Raw genomic sequence first — 16,185 nt, 5'->3', positions numbered from 1 at the left:
GATTGTTGCCGATGCCGAACTCCCACCAATCATCAAGGAGGGCGCGATGAAGGCTGCACTGCGCCCTGCCCTCCCGCTCGCCATCGGGATCGCGCTCGCCGTCATGATCGCGCTCGCCGCGCTGCACTCGCTGACATTCGGGACCGCCACGGTGACGGCCGGATCGCACCACTCGGTTGAGGCGGCCGCGGTGGGCGGGAACACGCTCGTCGCCGTCGACGCCGGGTCCGCCTCCGCGGTTCGCGGCCAGGGCGCATCCGCTGAGCTCGCCTCCAGCACACACGGCCACGGCGCATCCGAGGTCTGCAGTTCGTCCGATGACGCTGAGTGGTGTTCGTCCGCGGCCAACGCCTCGGGCGTGCCGACCATCACTGTGCACGCGTTCCCCGGCGTCACGGTCTCGGCGCTCGTCGCATCCGTCCCGGTCGCCTCGCTGCTCGCCACGGAGGCGGCCGAACGTCCGCCGTCGCGCGCTCTTCTGTCGGTCATTCGCGTCTAGGTTGGCGCTCGCCACCGACACTGCCGACCACGGGCTCAGCCTGACCGGCGCGACCGCGAACTCCCCAGACACGAATGGACAACCACTATGACCAGCACACGCACATTACTCGCCGCATCCGCGGCCCTCGTTGCCGCCCTGACCCTCGCGGCCTGCGCGCCAACCGAACCCGCCTCGATGAGCCAGCCCGCGGCATCAGCTCCGGCGACGGAGCTCAAGGGCGACGCCACGGAGTTCAACGAGGCCGACATCATGTTCGCTCAGGTGATGATTCCGCACCACCTGCAGGCCGTCGAGATGAGCGACACCCTGCTCGCGAAGACCGGGATCAGCGCGGAGACCGTTGCCCTCGCCGAGGAGATCAAGGCCGCCCAGGAGCCGGAGATCGCCCAGCTCAACGCCCTGCTCGTCGCCTGGGGATTCGACAAGATGACCGCCGTCGACGACATGGCCGGAATGGACCACTCCTCCGACATGATGACCGACGACGACATGACGGCGCTCGACGCCGCGACCGGGCCCGATGCCGAGCGCCTCTTCCTCGAGCAGATGATCAAGCACCACGAGGGCGCGATCGACATGGCCAGCCCGCAGGTCATCGACGGGAAAAACGCGGATGCTGTCGAGCTCGCGGAATCCATCGAGGGCGCCCAGCAGAAGGAGATCTCCACGATGAAGAAGCTGCTCGCCGCGCTCCCTGCCGCCGGCTGATCTGCGACCGCGCGCGGGTGTTGCTCACTCGCGCGGCGGTTATCGCGGGACCGCGCAAACGGTGGGAGTGCTCGCCGGGGTCGCGTTCCGGGGTGAGACGGGTCGGAGCAGAATGATTCGCATGAAGAGGAATATCCCCAGCACAAAGTTCGTTCTGGCACATACCCCCTAGGGGTATCCAGAGGAAGGCTTGCCGCAATGGAATCTCGCAACGACGAACTCGAGCACGACACGCACGACGCACCGACAATGCCCGCCGCGCAGGGCGCGCACGCCGGCCACGGCGCATCCGCTACGCAGGGCGCGCACGCCGGCCACGACGCATCTGCCAGCAACGCCGGCCACGGCGCATCCGCGGGCCACGCGGGCCACGGCGACCACGCCGCCCAGTTCCGCAGCAAGTTCTGGTCCAGCCTCGTGCTCGGCGTGCCAGTCGTGTTCTTCAGCCCGATGTTCGCGAGCCTGCTCGGCTACGACATCCCCGACTTCGCTGGCGCCACCTGGATCGCCCCCGTTCTCGGCACCGTGCTCTTCCTCTACGGCGGCTGGCCGTTCCTCAGCGGCGGGTGGAGTGAGCTCAGGTCCCGCCGCCCCGGGATGATGCTGCTCATCTCGCTCGCGATCTCGGTCGCGTTTGTCGCCTCGTGGGCCACGACCCTCCAGATCGGCGGATTCGACCTCGACTTCTGGTGGGAGCTCGCGCTGCTCATCGTCATCATGCTGCTCGGGCACTGGCTCGAGATGCGGGCGCTGGGGGCAGCATCCGGGGCCCTCGACGCGCTCGCGGCGCTGCTGCCCGACTCCGCGGACAAGGTGACGGATGCCGGGGTCGTCGAGGTGTCGATCTCCGAGCTGGCACCGGGCGACGTGGTGCTGGTGCGTCCGGGTGCGCGGGTGCCCGCCGACGGCACGGTCGTCGAGGGCGAGGCGGATGTCGACGAGTCGATGATCACGGGGGAGTCCCGCGCGGCGCACCGCGGCATCGGCGACACCGTCGTGGCCGGAACCGTCGCGACCGACAACACGCTGCGGGTCGAGGTGAACGCCGTCGGTGACGACACCGCGCTCGCCGGCATTCAGCGGCTGGTCGCCGAGGCGCAGCAGAGCTCCTCGCGCGCGCAGGCGCTGGCCGACCGGGCCGCGGCGTTCCTGTTCTACTTCGCGCTCGCCGCGGCGGTCATCACCTTCATCGCCTGGATGCTGCTCGGCAGCCCCGACGATGCCGTCACCCGCACCGTCACCGTGCTCGTGATCGCGTGCCCCCACGCCCTCGGCCTCGCGATCCCGCTCGTGATCGCGATCTCCACCGAGCGTGCGGCGAAGGCTGGCGTTCTGGTCAAGGATCGCTTGGCCCTCGAGCGCATGCGCACCGTCGACGTCCTGCTCTTCGACAAGACTGGCACGCTCACCAAGGGCGAGCCCGCCGTCACGGCGACCGCCGTCGTCGGGGGCATCACCGAGCGGGAACTCATCTCCATCGCCGCGGCCGTCGAGTCCGACAGCGAGCACCCGCTCGCCCGGGCGATCGTGCGGGCGGCGGGCGCTGCCCCCGCGGACGCCTCCTCCCCAGCATCCGCCCGCCCGGTCGCGACGCAATTCCGCTCGATGACCGGCCGCGGCGTGCAGGCGACGGTCGACGGGCGCACGGTCGCCGTCGGCGGCCCGGCGCTGCTGACCGAGCTCGGACTCGACACCCCCGCCGAGCTCGGCACCCGGGTCGAGGAATTTGTCGCGGCTGGCGCCTCCGTGCTGCACGTCGTGCGCGACGGGTCCGTGGTCGGGGCGATCGCGCTCGAGGACGAGGTGCGGGCGGAGTCGCGCGAGGCGATCGACGCCCTGCACCGTCGCGGGGTGCGCGTCGCCATGATCACCGGCGACGCCCAGCAGGTCGCCGACCGGGTCGCGCGCGAGCTCGACATCGACGAGGTCTTCGCCGAGGTGCTTCCGCAAGACAAGGATGCCAAGGTCGCCGAACTCCAGGCCCGCAAGCTGAAGGTCGCGATGGTCGGCGACGGCGTGAACGACGCCCCGGCGCTGGCCAGGGCCGAGGTCGGCATCGCGATCGGCGCGGGCACGGATGTCGCGATCGAGTCCGCCGGCGTCGTGCTCGCGGGCAACGACCCGCGCGCGGTGCTCTCGGTGATCGACCTGTCCCGGGCGAGCTACCGCAAGATGTGGCAGAACCTCGCCTGGGCCACCGGGTACAACATCATCAGCGTTCCGCTGGCCGCCGGGGTGCTCGCCTTCGCGGGCTTCGTGCTCTCGCCGGCCGCCGGTGCCGTGCTCATGTCGGCGTCGACCGTCGTGGTCGCCCTCAATGCGCAGCTGCTGCGTCGGCTCGACCTCAACCCGGAGCGGATCGTGAAGAAGTAGGTGGCTGTCGCCGTGCCTCCCCCCTCGTGTCAGTGAATGCAGATTCTGCTGGTCGCGTGGTCGCGGTGTCGCCAAAGTCGGAACTCTCTGAGCCGGCATCGTCGAGCCGCCCGCATGTGCCCGGGTTGTCAGGGTTGGAGCCGGCATATCTGGGCGCCTCGCGCATGGGTTCCGACTTTGGCGACAAGGTCGCCGTTCGCCGGTGCCCTGGCGGCCGTCGCACCGCGAGAACCAATACCCCTAGGGGGTATACTGGAACCACGCACGCGGAAGGAACCCCCATGCAGCACGGTTACGTCGCCAACAAGGACGACCTCCTCAAGCGGCTGCGCCGCGCCGAGGGCCAGGTGCGCGGCATCCAGCGCATGATCGAAGAAGACACCTACTGCATCGACGTGCTCACTCAGGTGTCGGCGGCCACGAAGGCGCTCGAGACCGTGGCGCTGGGCCTGCTCGACGACCACCTCAACCACTGCGTCGCCGAGGCGGCCAGGGAGGGCGGCCAGGTCGGCGAGGACAAGATGCGCGAAGCATCCGCGGCGATTGCCCGCCTCGTCCGTTCCTAACCGCTTCACCACGCCATCCACCAAGGGAGAAAAAAATGACCACGACCGAATACCAAGTAACCGGAATGACCTGCGGACACTGCGTCGCCAGCGTGAAAGAGGAGTTCTCCACGCTCGAGGGCGTCGAATCCGTCGAGGTGGAGCTGAACAAGGGCGGCGTCTCGACCGTGACCGTCGTGAGCGCCGAGACCATTCCCGCGGATGCTGCGACCCTCGCCGTCTCCGAGGCCGGCTACGAACTCGTGGGACCGCGCACCTTCTCATGAGCCTCACTGACGTAAACCTCGAAATCGGCGGCATGACCTGCGCGTCGTGCGCCACGCGCGTGGAGCGCAAGCTCAACCGCATCCAAGGCGTCGAGGCGAGCGTCAACTACGCCACCGAGAAAGCGCACGTGCGCGTTCCGGAAGGCGTCGACCAGGCCACGCTGATCGCGGCGGTCGAGTCCGCCGGATACACGGCGATCCTGCCCGCGCCGCCGCGCGCGGCGAAGACGGATGCCCCGAGCGACGCCCAGTCGGCGCGCGAGAACGAGGTCGACGCGCTGCGTCTGCGCCTCATCGTCTCCGCGTCGCTGGCCGCCCCGGTGCTCGTGCTGTCGATGATCCCGGCACTGCAGTTCACCAACTGGCAGTGGCTCGCGCTCACTCTCGCCGCGCCCGTCGCGGTCTGGGGCGCGCTGCCGTTCCACCGCGCTGCCTGGACCAACGCCCGGCACGGCGCCGCCACGATGGACACTCTCATCAGCGTCGGGGTGATCGCCGCGTTCACCTGGTCGCTCTACGCCCTCTTCTTCGGCATGGCCGGCATGCCCGGCATGACCATGTCGTTCCAGCTCGTCACCGAGCCGGGCGGGGGAGCGCACGACATCTACCTCGAGGTGGCCGCCGCCGTCACGGTGTTCATCCTCGCCGGGCGCTACTTCGAGGCGAGGGCCAAGAAGGAGTCCGGGGCCGCGATGCGCGCCCTGCTCGAACTGGGCGCGCGCGAGGCGACCCTCCTGGTCGGTGATCGCGAGTCCACCGTCGCCGTCGACTCCCTCGTCCCCGGCGACACCATCGTGGTTCGCCCGGGTGAGAAGATCGCGACCGACGGACTCATCGTCGATGGGGCATCCGCCGTCGACGCCAGCATGCTCACCGGCGAGTCCGTGCCCGTCGAGGTCACCGTCGGCGACCGCGTCGTCGGTGCGACCGTCAACGTGGGCGGGCGCCTCGTCGTGGAGGTCACGCGCGTCGGCTCCGACACCGAGCTGGCGCGCCTCGGCCGCCTGGTCGAAGAGGCGCAGACAGGCAAGGCCGAAGTCCAACGCCTCGCCGACCGCGTCTCGGCCGTCTTCGTGCCCGTCGTGTTCGTCCTCGCGATCGGCACCTTCCTCGCCTGGACCTTCTTCGGATCCTCGCTCACGGTCGCCTTCACCGCCGCCGTCGCGACACTCATCATCGCCTGCCCGTGCGCCCTCGGTCTCGCGACCCCGACCGCGCTGCTCGTCGGCACCGGACGCGGCTCGCAGCTCGGCATCCTCATCCGCGGCCCGCAGGTGCTCGAGCAGACCCGCCGCATCGACACGATCGTGCTCGACAAGACCGGAACGATCACGACCGGCAAGATGAGCGTCGTCGACGTCGTGCTGGCGGATGCTGCGGTCGGCGCTTCTGCGAACGCGGGCGCGGTCTCGGGTTCCGGCACCGAACTCGACGACCTCCTCCGTATCACCGGGACAATCGAGAACGCCTCCGAGCATCCGGTCGCCCGCGCGATCGTCGCCGAGGCCCGCACCCGCGCGATCGAGCTCGGTGCGACCGAATCGTTCGTCTCCCACCAGGGGCAGGGCGTGCAGGCCATCGTCGACGGCCGCCTGGTCACTGTCGGACGCGCCGACTGGCTCGCATCCGAGTGGTCGATCGAGCTTCCCGACGCGCTGCGAGATACCGTTGCCGCCGCTGAGCTCGCCGGGAGCACCGCCGTCGTCACCGCGTGGGACGGCGCCGCGCGCGGCGCCTTCGTCGTGAGCGACACCGTGAAGCCGTCGAGCGCCGCAGCGATCGCCTACTTCATCAATCTCGGGCTCGAGCCCGTGCTGCTCAGCGGCGACAACGCGGGCGCGGCCGGGTCGGTCGCGGCATCCGTCGGAATCGCCGACGTGCGCGCCGGCATCACCCCCAAGGGCAAGCTCGAGGCGATCCGCGAGCTGCAGTCCCGCGGACGGGTCGTCGCCATGGTCGGCGACGGCGTCAACGACGCGGCGGCGCTCGCGGCGGCCGACCTCGGCATCGCGATGGGCGCGGGAACGGATGCTGCGATCGCCGCCAGCGACATCACCGTGATGAGCGGCGACCTCGTCGTGGTCGGCGACGCGATCAGGCTCGCCCGCCGCACGCTCGGCACGATCAAGGGAAACCTGTTCTGGGCGTTCGCGTACAACGTCGCGGCGATCCCGATCGCCATGCTCGGGCTGCTCAACCCGCTGCTGGCCGGCGCCGCGATGGCATTCTCGTCGGTGTTCGTGGTCAGCAACAGCCTGCGGCTGCGCAATTTCAAGGGCACGCCGCTGACCTCCCGCGCGCTGTAAGAGTCGCGAACGTCGGCCCGACCGCACCGCAAACGTCGGCCCGACCGCACCGCACAACAGGAGATTCTGCGCCACGCCGAGCTGTCGCGCCAGGTTCACCGGCGTGCCGCGCAATCTCCTGCGGAGGCTCACCCGCCTCGCGCCGGAGGCCTCAGTCTCGTCACGTGTCCAGCGTCCCCGCACCCGAGTAGGTGGGCCTCACGGCATCCGCATCGAGTATTCAGGCCAACTCGCCGCCGTCGCGATTACGGCCCCCAACCACGGCCGCCGGATGCTGCCGCGCGCCGTTTCCCCTGAGTTGCGCACGCATCGCGGATGACGTCGACCCGAGCGCCCCGCAGAACAGGAGATTCTGCGCCACGCCGAGCTGTCGCGCCAGTATCGCCGGCGTGCCGCAGAATCTCCTGCGGAGGCTCACCCGTGATCACTCCCACGGGAGTACGCAGACTCCCAGTCACGAATGACACAATTCTCCAGGGGCACGCGGTCGTGCTCATTAGTCGAGCGCCGCGAACCCGGCGCCGAGCCTCGGGAGACACTTCGTGCATTTTCTGTCGGTATTCAGCCTGCGCAACCGCGCGCTGATCGCCCTCGTCACCATCGTCGTCGCGGTGTTCGGCTCGATCTCGCTCGGACTGCTCAAGCAGGAGCTGATTCCGTCGGTCTCCTTCCCCCAGCTGGTCGTCGTCACGCCGTACCTCGGTGCCGCGCCGGAGGTCGTCAACGAAGACGTGAGCACCCCGATCGAGACCGCGATCCAGGGAGTGCCCGGGCTCGAGGGCACCACCGCGACCTCGAACACCAACTTCTCCACCGTCTCGGCCACCTTCGTCTACGGCACCGACATCGCGACCGCCGACCAGAAGGTCACCCAGGCGATCAACCGCATCTCGTCGCTGCTGCCCGACGGCATCGACCCGCAGGTCGTCACCGGAAGCATCGAGGACCTCCCGGTGATCCAGATCGCCGTCACGAGCGACCTGCCGCCGAACGAGCTCACCGCACAGCTGGAGAACTCTACGCTCAACGACATCCAGGGCCTCGAGGGCGTGCGCGAGGCCGACCTGCTCGGCATCAGCGAGCAGCGCGTCGAGATCACTCCGGATGCCGCCGCCCTCGCCGCCGCCGGCGTCGACAACCAGGCCATCCGCGATGCCCTCGACGCCAATGGCACTCTGCTTCCGGCCGGTTCGATCACCGAGAACGACCAGACGCTCACAGTGCAGACCGGGGCGCGTCTCGGAACCGCCGACGAGATCGGGCAGCTCCCGCTCGTCGGCGCCACCTCCACCGACGGCAGCGTCGTCACGATCGCGAGCGTCGCAGCGGTCGCCGTGGCCGACGAGCCGGTCACCGGGATTTCCCGGGTCAACGGTGAGCCCTCGCTCACGATCGCGGTCACCAAGACACCCGCGGGCAACACCGTCGCGGTGTCCGAGGCGGTGCGGGAGCTCATCCCCGAGCTCGAGGAGGCGCTCGCCAACAACACCCAGTTCACCGTCGTCTTCGACCAGGCACCGTTCATCGAGCAGTCGATCGAGTCGCTCGCGACCGAGGGAGCGCTCGGGCTGCTCTTCGCCGTGATCGTGATCCTCGTGTTCCTGCTCTCGGTGCGCGCGACGCTCGTCACCGCGATCTCGATACCGGCCTCGGTGCTCATCACCTTCATCGGCATGTACGCGGCCGGCTACACCCTCAACATCATCACGCTCGGCGCGCTCACCATCGCGATCGGACGCGTCGTCGACGACTCCATCGTCGTCATCGAGAACATCAAGCGGCACCTCGGCCTCGGCGAGACGAAGCTCGTCGCGATCTCGAGCGCCGTCAGGGAGGTCGCCGCCGCGATCACGGCGTCGACCGTCACGACCGTCGCGGTGTTCCTGCCGCTCGCGCTCGTCGGCGACATCACCGGCGAGCTGTTCCGCCCGTTCGCCCTCACCGTGACCATCGCGCTCGCCGCCTCGCTGTTCGTCGCCCTCACGATCGTGCCGGTGCTCGCCTACTGGTTCCTGCGCGCCCCGCAGGCCCATAGGCATGCCGCGCCCGACGCGGAGGGGGAGGGGACGGATGCCGTGGTCGCCGCTGACGCCGCCGCCGGAAGCCACCCGGCACCCAGCCTCGCGGCCGGCGCCGGCACCTCGGCCCCCGCCGGGCCGCGCAAGCGCCGCTTCCCCTGGCAGAAGCGCCCGGCCCAGCCCATCGTCGCCGCGACCGCATCCGCCGCCGCGCCGGAAGCATCCGCCCCCGCCCGCACCACAACCCAGCTCACCACAACCCAGCTCACCGCCGACGAGCTCGCCGAGAAGCCGACGCGGTTGCAGCGCGGCTATCTGCCGATCATCCGCTGGACCCTCGCCCGCCCCGTCGCGACGCTGCTCATCGCGCTGCTGATCCTCGGCGGCACGGTCGCGCTCATCCCGCTGCTGAAGACCAACTTCATCGGCGACAGCGGGCAGAACACGCTCACGGTGAGCCAGTCCGTTCCGCTCGGGGCGAGCCTCGAGGCGCAGGACGAGGCCGCGACCACGGTCGAGGAGGCCCTGCTCGGCGTCGACGGCGTCGACGTCGTGCAGCTCTCGCTCGGAAGCGGCAACGACTCCATCCGCCAGGCCTTCCTCGGCGGCAGCAACATCACCTTCTCGCTCACCACCGACCCGGAGGTCGACCAGGTGGCCCTGCAGGCCGATGTGCGCGACGCACTCGCCGAGCTCGACGACGTCGGCGAGGTCTCCCTCGCGGCCGCCGCGTCGGGCTTCGCCTCCTCCGACATCGAGATCAACATCACCGCGAACGGGCAGGCCGACCTGAACGCCGCGTCGGATGCGATGCTCGAGACTGTCCGCGACCTCGACGTCACCGCCGAGGCCACCAGCAACCTGTCCAACGCGCAGCCGTACCTCGCGGTGAACGTCGACCGGGAGCTCGCCGCCCAGGCCGGGCTCAGCGAGATCGCGGTCGGCGCGATCGTGGCCGAGAGCAAGCTGCCCGCCGCCGTCGGATCCGTCGTGATCGACGAGAAGACCCTCTCGATCTACATCACGAACCCCGACGCCCCGACCACGGTGCAGGAGCTGCGCGACTTCGGCATCCCGAGCGCCCGCGGCATCATCCCGCTCAGCGAGGTCGCCACGGTCGAGCAGGTCGACGGGCCCTCGAGCATCACGACAGTCAAGGGCATCCGTGCCGCGACGATCAGCATCACCCCGAACAGCGACGACGTCGGAACGGCGTCGGCCGCGGTGCAGGCGGCCCTCGCGGATGCCGACCTGCCGGCGAGTGCGGATGCCGAGATCGGCGGCGTCACGGCGCAGCAGGCCGACGCGTTCCAGCAGCTCGGGCTCGCGCTGCTCGTGGCGATCCTGATCGTCTACGTCGTGATGGTCGCCACCTTCAAGAGCCTGCGCCAGCCGCTTCTGCTGCTCGTGTCGATCCCGTTCGCGGCGACGGGCGCGATCCTGCTGCAGGTGGTCTCGGGCATCCCGCTCGGCGTGCCGTCGCTGATCGGCGTGCTGATGCTCGTCGGCATCGTCGTGACCAATGCGATTGTGCTCGTCGACCTCGTGAACCAGTACAGGGAGAGGGGTCTCAGGGTCGGCGACGCGATCATCCAGGGCGCGAGCCGCAGGCTGCGGCCGATTCTGATGACGGCGGTGTCGACAATCTTCGCGCTGCTGCCGCTCGCGGTGGGCCTCACCGGAACCGGCGGCTTCATCTCGCAGCCGCTCGCGATCATCGTGATCGGCGGGCTCATCTCATCGACCGCGCTGACCCTCGTCGTGCTGCCGGTGCTGTACTACCTGGTCGAGGGCGCGAAGGAGCGGCGCGAGGAGAACCGCCTCGGCCTGGCCGAGGTCGAGTCGGGCCGTCGCCACCGCTCGACGCACATGGGGTAGCAAGACTGCCGGTTTCGACACGGCCGTGGGCGGCCCGCTCGATCAGTCGGCGTGACGCCGGCGCCCGGTCGGGCGGGCGCGTCCTCGATCTACGCCTACGGCGCGGGCGCCAGCATCCAGAGCACTTCGCAGCCGGCGTCGGTTGACGGGTTGCGCCAGGTGTGCGGCTCCCGACCGCGCATCGTCATCGCGTCGCCGGCGCCGAGGGAGAACACCTCGTCGCCGAGGATCAGGTCGAGGGCGCCCGACACGACGAAGATGAACTCGATATCGCAGTCGAGCGCGTACTGGGTCGAGCCGCCGCTTCCGGTCGGCTCGACGAACGAGTGGATCACTTCGATCATGGTCTGGTCGCCCGGAGTGATCACATACTCGCGGGCGTCGTGCGCGCCGAAGTTGATGAGGGTGCCCTGGCCCGCCCGCACGATCGCCGAGGGCGGCGGCTCGAACAGGTCGCCGACGCGAAGCCCAACGGCAGCGCAGACGGCCACGAGCGACGCGACCGACGGCGAGACCTGGTCGCGCTCGAGCTTGCTCAGGTACCCCTGCGTCAGCCCGGTGACCGACGCGACGGTGCCGAGCGTGAGCCCCTTCGACAGGCGCGCGACCCTCAGCCGTGCCCCGATCAAAACCTGTTCCGCCATCGCCATCCATTCATTGCCCGGTGTCACTCCCCGAACTGTATTGCAACGGCCCGCACCGGCGCGCCGTCTGCCGCCTCCAAGGAGATGGGCAGCAGCGAGATCTGCGGCTCCGCGAAGTCGATGGCCGCAAGATTGGTGAGGTTCTCGCAGATGATGCCGCCGGCCTCGGCGATGAGGTGGTGAACCGGGAACCCGATCCCCGGATGCTCAGGGTCCGGCGTCTCGTCGATGTTGATGGCGTCGATGCCGAAAGTGCGAACCCCACGCGCGAGCAGCTCGCGGCAGGCGGCGGCGTCGAGGTAGGGGTTCTCGAAGTAGGCGTCGGTGCCGTAGTGGAGGCTCCAGCCGGTGTGCAGCAGCACGATGCATCCGGGGTCGATCGAGTCGGCGACCGGCTCGACGTGCGCCCAGGTGATCACGCCGCGCGGGCCGACCCCGGTCGCGTCGACGATCACACCGCGGCCGACGAAGCGCTCGAGCGGCACCTCGTCGATCCTCTCTGTCGCCTCGTCGAAGTGGTACGGGGCGTCGACGTGGGTGCCCGTCTGCGAGCCCATCGCCACGCTGAGCAGGTTGAAACCGTCGCGTTCGATGGTGCTGTGCGGGGTCAGCCGGGGCTCCGGGTCGCCCGGATACACCTGTGTTCCGGCGCCGACGACGACCGACAGGTCAACGACCTTCATTATCCTCATGAGAAAACAATATTGCCTCAGCGGCAACTTGGGGCCTACTATTTCAGCGAACCCGTAGAGAGGCTTCCCCATGACCCAGAACGGCAACGACGCCGGCGTGACCCTCAACCCTCGCCCCAAGGCGACCGAGGTCGAGCTCCATGGCATCAACACGATCCCCGACGCCGACCGCACGTCGAGGCCCTTCGACCTGTTCCGCATCCAGTTCGGCGGTGCGAACACCTTCGCGACCGTGCTGCTCGGCACCTTCTCGATCGCGCTCGGCCTCTCGTTCTGGGAGGCCGTGCTCGCCACGGTCGCCGGGGTGCTGATCGGCGCGATCATCCTCATGCCGATGGGCCTGTTCGGCCCGAAGACGGGCACGAACAACGCCGTCTCCTCCGGTGCGCACTTCGGGGTGCGCGGCCGCGTCGTCGGCTCGTTCCTCTCGCTGCTCACCGCGATCGCGTTCTACTCGATCTCGGTCTGGGTGAGCGGCGACGCGATCGTCGGCGCGCTCACCCGCCTCGCCGGCGTCGAAGACTCGATCGGCCTGCGCACGGTGATCTACGCCATCATCGGCGCGATCGTCATCGTCGTCGTGGTCTACGGGTACCAGTTCATGCTGCTGGTGAACAAGACCGCGGTCATCGCCAACACGGTGCTGTTCCTGCTCGCCCTCGTGGCGTTCTCGACCACGTTCGATCCGAGCTACGACCCGGGACCGGATGCCTATGCCCTCGGCTCATTCTGGCCGACGTTCGTGCTCGCCGCCCTCATCGCCATGAGCAACCCGATCTCGTTCGGCGCATTCCTCGGCGACTGGTCGCGCTACATCCCGAAGAACACGCCCCCGCGCAAGCTGTTCGCCGCGACCCTGCTCGGGCAGCTCGCCACTCTCGTGCCGTTCCTGTTCGGCGTCGCGACGGCGACGATCGTCGCGGGCGAAGTCGACTACGTCGTCGCGCTCATCCAGGCCTCCCCGCTCTGGTACGCGGTCGTGCTGATCTTCGTCGCCTTCATCGGCGGGCTTTCCACCGGCACGACCTCGCTCTATGGCACCGGCCTCGACTTCTCGTCGGTGTTCCCGCGGTTCAGCCGGGTGCAGGCGACGATCGCGATCGGCTCGCTCGCCTTCGTGTTCATCCTCGTCGGCCGCCTCGCCTTCGACCTGCTGGGCGCGGTCAACGCCTTCGTCGGCGCGATCATCGTGACGACGACGCCGTGGATGATCATCATGGCGATCGGCTACTTCGTGCACCGCGGCGAGTACGACGCCCGCATGCTGCAGGTCTTCAACCGCGGCGAGACCGGCGGAAAGTACTGGTACAACGGCGGCGTCAACTGGCGCGGCATGGTCGCCTGGATCGCCGCGGCCACCCTCGGGCTGCTCTTCGCCTACTTCCCGCCCGTGATCTCCGGACCTTTCGCGAACGCCGCCGGCGGCGTCGACCTCAGCCTCATCGTCGCGATCGGCACGGCGGCGGTGTTGTACATCGGGGCGCTGGTGATCTTCCCCGAGCCCTCGTACTCGTTCGGGCCGAGTGGCCCGCGGGTGGTCTCCTCGAAGCCCGGCACCGAGCGGGAGGTCGTGATCGACCACGCCTCCCAGGCCGCCCGGGCCCAGGTGCGCGCCGACGCCCGTGCGGATGCCAGGTCCCCCCGTGGCTGACGCGACCCCGGACCCGCGGCCAGCCCAGGGGCCGATCCCGCGCCTGGCCACCGGCGGCAAGCTCGGCCAGGTCGACGCGACGATCGTGCCCCGTTTCGGGGGTGCGCCGACCTTCGCGCGGCTGCCGCGCATCGACGAGGTCGAGTCGGCGGATGTCGTCGTGGTCGGCGTTCCCTTCGACTCCGGGGTCAGCTACCGCCCGGGTGCGCGCTTCGGCCCGAGCCACATCCGCGAGTCGTCCAGGCTGCTCCGCCCGTATAACCCCGCGCAAGACGTGCAGCCGTTCGCGCTGCTGCAGGTGGCGGATGCGGGCGACATCGCCGCGAACCCGTTCGACATCGCCGAGGCGCTCATGCAGATCGAGGAGGCCGCGGCGGCCCACCTGCGGGCCGGGTCGCGGCTCGTCGTGCTCGGCGGCGACCACACGATCGCGCTGCCGCTGCTGCGTGCGACGACCGAGGTGCACGGGCCCCTCGCGGTCATCCACTTCGACGCGCACCTCGACACCTGGGACACCTACTTCGGTGCCGACTACACCCACGGCACCCCGTTCCGTCGGGCCGCCGAGGAGGGGCTGCTCGCCCCGGACTCGTGCATGCACCTCGGCATCCGCGGTCCGCTCTACTCCGCCGACGACCTCACCCAAGACGGCGACCTCGGTTTTCAGATCGCGCACGCCACCGAGATGGACAGCATCGGCGTCGCGGGCATGATCGAGCGGATGCTGGCGCGCGTCGGTGACCGACCGGTCTACGTCTCGGTCGACATCGACGTGCTCGACCCCGCTTTCGCGCCGGGCACGGGAACGCCCGAGGCGGGCGGCTTCACGAGCCGCGAACTGCTCGCGATTCTGCGCGCCCTGTCGTCGACAAACCTCGTCGGGGCGGATATTGTCGAGGTCGCACCCGCCTACGATCATGCGCAGATCACGGGGATCGCGGCGGCGCACGTGGCCTATGAGCTCATCTCGAGCATGGCCATCCAGGCTCAGAGGGTGCAGACGCGGAAGGGATCGGCATGACGGTCAAGGACGACGAGATTCTCGCGGCGGCGGCGGAGATCGTTGCGGCATTCGGTTCGCACGACCCACTGCGCTACTTCGACGGCTTCGCCATGGACGCCTCGTTCATCTTCTACTCGACGCCAGAGCGGCTCGAGTCGAGGGCGGCCTACGAGACGCTGTGGGCGACGTGGGAGTCCGAGAACCAGTTCCGCGTGCTCGGCTGCAACTCGACGAACCACCACGTGCAGACGGGCGAGCACTTCGGCATCTTCACGCACGACGTCGAGACGATGATCGAGATGGATGGCCTGATTGACACGATGCGCGAGCGCGAGACGATCGTGTTCGAGAAGCGGGGCATCCGCTGGCTCGCGGTGCACGAGCACCTGTCGCCGCGCCCCTGAGCGGCGGGCTTGCTTCCGCCCGGGCTTCCGCCCGGGCTTCCGCCCGGGCTTCCGCCGCCGCGCTCGCCGAGAGTACGGGTTTCGGCTCTTCCCCGGCTTGGGGAGGCGCCAATTCGCGTACTTTCGGCGCTGAGGGCTGACATCGCAGCGTCCCTGGCCAGCGGGATGAGCCCAGTGGACCCAGTGCTGCCAAGATGAGCACATGACAGCCTCCGGAAACACGAAGCTCGCCGTAATCGGCGCGGGAAGCGTCGGCACCTCGCTGGCCTATGCCGCCCTCATTCGAGGCTCTGCACGCGAGGTGGTGCTGTACGACGTCAACGCGGCGAAGGCCGAGGCCGAGGTGCTCGACCTCGCTCATGGCACCCCGTTCACTGGTGCCTCCCGCATCAGGGGGGGCGCCGATATCGACGTCGTGGCGGATGCCGACATGGTCGTGATCACGGCGGGTGCGAAGCAGAACCCGGGCCAGACCCGGCTCGACCTCGCCGCGACCAACGCTGGAATTCTCGAGCGGCTCATGCCGCAGCTGCTTGAGCGAGCACCAGGTGCGGTCTACCTGCTGGTGACCAACCCCTGCGACGTGCTCACGGTCGTCGCCCAGCAGATCGCGCAACTCCCCACCGGGCGGGTCTTCTCCTCCGGCACCCTGCTCGACTCCGCGAGGCTCCGCTGGCTCATCGCCGAGCGCGCCTGCATCGCCGCCCACAGCGTGCACGCCCACATCGTCGGCGAGCACGGCGACACCGAGTTCCCGCTCTGGTCCGGCGCCCGCATCGGCCCGACGCCGATCCGCGAGTGGACCGACTCCGACGGCGAGCTGGTCTTCCCGCAGAGCGTGCTCGACCAGATCCGGCACGACGTGGTGCATGCTGCCGACCGGGTCATCGCCGGCAAGGGCGCCACCAACTATGCAATCGGTCTGTCGGGCACCCGCATCGTCGAAGCCGTGCTGCGCGACGAGCGCGCGGTCATGCAGGTCAGCTCGGTTCTGGAGAGTTACCGCGGAATCGACGGGGTCGCGCTCAGTGTGCCGTCGATCGTCGGTTCCGGCGGCGTCGAGCGAGTGCTCGATGTGCCGATGGATGCTGTGGAGCTCGACCAGCTGCACGCGTCGGCCGAGGCGCTGCGGGCGTCAGCCACGTCGATCGGGCACTGAAACGGACGCGCGGTC

At 69.4% G+C, this 16,185-nt stretch carries 13 protein-coding genes; 11 read left to right on the top strand and 2 right to left on the bottom strand.

Translation table 11 applies throughout. From position 1 onward, the window contains the following. The first annotated feature begins 46 nt into the window (after positions 1-46). From ABIB15_RS12295 to ABIB15_RS12265, 7 genes are all read left to right on the top strand, one after another. Positions 47-499, top strand: coding sequence for a hypothetical protein (locus ABIB15_RS12295; RefSeq protein WP_354478958.1), 453 nt, complete (start codon positions 47-49; stop codon positions 497-499). An 87-nt stretch (positions 500-586) separates the two neighbouring features. Beyond that, complete coding sequence (locus ABIB15_RS12290; RefSeq protein ID WP_354478955.1) at positions 587-1,210, top strand: DUF305 domain-containing protein; 624 nt, start codon at positions 587-589, stop codon at positions 1,208-1,210. A 198-nt stretch (positions 1,211-1,408) separates the two neighbouring features. After that, on the top strand, positions 1,409-3,583 hold the full coding sequence (locus ABIB15_RS12285; protein WP_354478952.1) for a heavy metal translocating P-type ATPase: 2,175 nt from the start codon (positions 1,409-1,411) through the stop codon (positions 3,581-3,583). Positions 3,584-3,864: 281 nt separating this feature from the next. Further along, positions 3,865-4,149 (top strand): metal-sensitive transcriptional regulator, encoded by a 285-nt coding sequence (locus tag ABIB15_RS12280; RefSeq protein ID WP_354478949.1) that lies wholly within the window; start codon positions 3,865-3,867, stop codon positions 4,147-4,149. 35 nt (positions 4,150-4,184) lie between these two features. Beyond that, positions 4,185-4,415, top strand: coding sequence for a heavy-metal-associated domain-containing protein (locus ABIB15_RS12275; protein ID WP_354478946.1), 231 nt, complete (start codon positions 4,185-4,187; stop codon positions 4,413-4,415). Beyond that, positions 4,412-6,721 carry a heavy metal translocating P-type ATPase gene (locus tag ABIB15_RS12270; RefSeq protein WP_354478943.1) on the top strand — a complete coding sequence of 770 codons (2,310 nt, stop codon included), beginning with the start codon at positions 4,412-4,414 and terminating at the stop codon, positions 6,719-6,721. Before ABIB15_RS12275 ends, ABIB15_RS12270 begins: the two co-directional genes overlap by 4 nt. Before the next feature lie 542 nt (positions 6,722-7,263). Beyond that, positions 7,264-10,617: an efflux RND transporter permease subunit gene (locus ABIB15_RS12265; RefSeq protein ID WP_354478940.1), complete on the top strand. Its 3,354-nt coding sequence runs from the start codon at positions 7,264-7,266 to the stop codon at positions 10,615-10,617. Positions 10,618-10,712: 95 nt separating this feature from the next. On the opposite strand, the gene ABIB15_RS12260 is transcribed toward ABIB15_RS12265, so the two are convergent. Both ABIB15_RS12260 and ABIB15_RS12255 read right to left on the bottom strand, forming a co-directional pair. Then, complete coding sequence (locus tag ABIB15_RS12260; RefSeq protein WP_354478937.1) at positions 10,713-11,288, bottom strand: helix-turn-helix domain-containing protein; 576 nt, start codon at positions 11,286-11,288, stop codon at positions 10,713-10,715. Continuing rightward, a complete protein-coding gene (locus tag ABIB15_RS12255; RefSeq protein ID WP_354478934.1) occupies positions 11,285-11,953 on the bottom strand; it encodes a cyclase family protein in 669 nt (222 codons plus the stop codon). Before ABIB15_RS12255 ends, ABIB15_RS12260 begins: the two co-directional genes overlap by 4 nt. A 70-nt stretch (positions 11,954-12,023) precedes the next feature. Between ABIB15_RS12255 and ABIB15_RS12250 the strand changes: the two genes are divergently transcribed. The 4 genes from ABIB15_RS12250 (at position 12,024) to ABIB15_RS12235 (ending at position 16,170) form a co-directional block, all read left to right on the top strand. After that, positions 12,024-13,604 carry a purine-cytosine permease family protein gene (locus ABIB15_RS12250; protein WP_354478931.1) on the top strand — a complete coding sequence of 527 codons (1,581 nt, stop codon included), beginning with the start codon at positions 12,024-12,026 and terminating at the stop codon, positions 13,602-13,604. A gap of 43 nt (positions 13,605-13,647) precedes the next feature. Further along, on the top strand, positions 13,648-14,625 hold the full coding sequence (speB, locus tag ABIB15_RS12245; protein WP_354479032.1) for an agmatinase: 978 nt from the start codon (positions 13,648-13,650) through the stop codon (positions 14,623-14,625). Beyond that, a complete protein-coding gene (locus tag ABIB15_RS12240) occupies positions 14,622-15,011 on the top strand; it encodes a nuclear transport factor 2 family protein (RefSeq protein WP_354478929.1) in 390 nt (129 codons plus the stop codon). Before speB ends, ABIB15_RS12240 begins: the two co-directional genes overlap by 4 nt. A 202-nt stretch (positions 15,012-15,213) precedes the next feature. Continuing rightward, on the top strand, positions 15,214-16,170 hold the full coding sequence (locus tag ABIB15_RS12235) for an L-lactate dehydrogenase (RefSeq protein ID WP_354478926.1): 957 nt from the start codon (positions 15,214-15,216) through the stop codon (positions 16,168-16,170). Positions 16,171-16,185: the final 15 nt, after the last annotated feature.

The organism is Marisediminicola sp. UYEF4, from assembly GCF_040546025.1.
In the GTDB taxonomy this organism is placed as follows: domain Bacteria; phylum Actinomycetota; class Actinomycetes; order Actinomycetales; family Microbacteriaceae; genus Marisediminicola.
Note: the sequence above shows the minus strand (reverse complement) of the source record. Positions and strands in the feature narration are given on the sequence as shown.